This is a genomic window from Seramator thermalis, from assembly GCF_004138125.1.
GTDB lineage: Bacteria > Bacteroidota > Bacteroidia > Bacteroidales > Dysgonomonadaceae > Seramator > Seramator thermalis.
In genome coordinates this window covers 1-2,348 of sequence record NZ_RXHS01000032.1, presented here as the reverse complement: position 1 = coordinate 2,348, position 2,348 = coordinate 1, and the positions used below count along the sequence as shown (strand labels likewise).

Annotated in this window: 2 protein-coding genes; both read right to left on the bottom strand. The window is 45.2% G+C overall.

Annotated features, from left to right (window positions below; all coding sequences use genetic code 11):
• On the bottom strand, positions 1 to 675 hold a 675-nt coding region (gene istB, locus EJN84_RS12135), incomplete at its 3' end, for an IS21-like element helper ATPase IstB (RefSeq protein ID WP_129595670.1).
• A 38-nt stretch (positions 676 to 713) separates the two neighbouring features.
• Positions 714 to 2,258 carry an IS21 family transposase gene (gene istA / locus EJN84_RS12130; protein ID WP_129595669.1) on the bottom strand — a complete coding sequence of 515 codons (1,545 nt, stop codon included), beginning with the start codon at positions 2,256 to 2,258 and terminating at the stop codon, positions 714 to 716.
• Positions 2,259 to 2,348 lie beyond the last annotated feature (90 nt).

Sequence of the window (2,348 nt, the reverse complement as noted above, 5' to 3'; positions counted from 1 at the left end):
TGAAGTATGGATCATTCTATCCATAAACGCATCCGCGATCGTTTCATCCGAGAACAGGTCGAACCAGCTGGCCGGAGGTAGCTGACTGGCTATGATGGTTGCTTTCCTGGCATGCCTGTCCTCGATTATTTCCATAAAATCCAGCTGCTGTTGATTGTCTATTGTGCCGATGCCAAAATCATCGAATATCAATAAATCTGTTTTGGCCAGCTTTTCAAACAACCGCATGACAACACCTTCCACTCTGGCGATTTTAATTTTTGCCATCAGCTTTTGCATACCGAAGTAGTATACGCTAAATCCCTGTTTGCATGCCTGATAACCCAATGCGGAAGCTATAAAGCTTTTTCCACATCCCGTGGCTCCCGTAATCAAAATCGATTCCCCCTGGCGAATATAGTTTCCTGTTGCCAGAGAAAGGATTTGTACCTTGTCCATCCCCCTGGAAGTATCGAAACTCAACTCCTCCGGGGTTGCCCGATATCGAAACGAAGCGTTTTTTACCAAACGGGTATAGCGGTTTGCTTCCCGCTGGTCCCGCTCTCCCTGGATGAGCAGTCGCAATCCATCCGCAAAAGAGAGTTCATGGATTTTCCTGCTCTCCTCCAATGTCTTCAATGTAGCAGCCATGCCCGACAGGCGTAGGGCTACAAGTTCTGATTTAATCTGTTCCATTGTTTTGATATTTGTTTGATGAATGTATTTACGGGATATTATTCCTCGTAATATTTCTTACCTCTGATATTGATATGCTGTATATTCCTATTTTTCTTGCCTTGCTGCTTTTCTTCTTCCCCGTTAAGCATATACGCTTTAGTATCCATTACCCTTTTGATGGATTGATAGGTCAGAATATCGTTGTCCAGCGCATAGCGGCATACCCGCTCAAAAATTACCGGATCTGTCTTTCGTTGAAGGCTTAACAGTCCATCGCATCTTTTATACTGTACCTCGGGTATCTCTGCCCTTTCAAAAATAACGGCAAACAGCTCAGCCAACAGCTCAGAGTGTTTCCCCGCTTGCCTGATATAGAACTCCGGGCTGCGGTCATGATAGAAGTTGTGGCCGGAACCCATATGCGCTTTGACGACAGTATATCCAAATCCGATAGTGCGTAGGTGGGTAGCCACATATACTCCCCGGATATAAATGCGAACCAAACTTCGGGTATAGATGACATCCGCCTCTTCCCCGATATGCGGATAAGGAACGGAATAATAATGTTTGTCACGGGCAAGATAGATGCAGTTGTTTTGAGCTACCCTGAGTTTCGCATAATATTTTATCTCAAAATCTTTTTCCGGAAGTGCTTTCAATAAAGGTTTTTCTTCTGCCAGAAACTTCTCTTCCCGACAATATCCCTTTTGCTGCTGACGAGTTTGATTGTGTTCACGCGTTTTATCGGCTAAAGCCCGGTTTATCTCTTCAAGAGAAAAGAAGGTATGATGGCGAAGCTTGGCATAAACGCGCCTGTACACAATTTTTACCTCGTTTTCAACAGAGGCCTTGTCCTGAGGTTTTCTCACTCGAGCGGGCAAAACTGCGAATCCGTAATGATTGGCAAAATCATCCATCACCCTGTTCAGTTCGGGTTCATACCGGTCTGTTTTAATCACCGAAGCCTTCAGATTGTCTGTAACTACTATTTTGGGAGAGCCTCCCAGATGTTTTAAACAACAGGAAAGAGCATAAAGAAAATCATCGGTGCTTTGCGAGGGAACGGCCATCACAAAAGCATAGTCTGAATATGGGAGACAGGCTACAAACACCTGCGTTTGTATTACTTCTCCACTCTCTCGGTTGATATACGAGACAGTGTCTCCGGCAAAATCCACAAATAGTTTTTCACCCGCATGGTGCTGCAATATGCTTCCCGGTTTGCGTGCTTTGATAATCTGTCCTAAATGAAAACAGAACTGGGAATAACCGTAACCATCCGGATGGCTTTCCCTGTATTCCTCCCAAAGTAGATAGCGTGTCACATGCGGTTTTTTGAGCTCTTCTTCCCAGTAAGAAATCATGCCCTTAAACTCTTCGAAACGATCCTGCTTGTAAGCGGGATTGCCGGCGAAAAGCTTACTCTCCAAAACCGGTTCATCCAGAGCCAATAGCTCTTCAATGCTGTATTCATGCTCTTTAATCTTACGCACATAGGTATTGACTGTCCCCTTGTATAACCCCAAATCGCCGGCTATCTTTCGGTTCGAAATCCCCTGTGCGTGCAAGCGAAGTACTTGTTTTTGGATATTCCGGAGCATACTGACCCCCCATTCCGGGCATACTGACCCCCCGGGAAACCAGGGTAAACAGATACATTTTAACTGTCATTCCGGCGGTTATTGACCCCT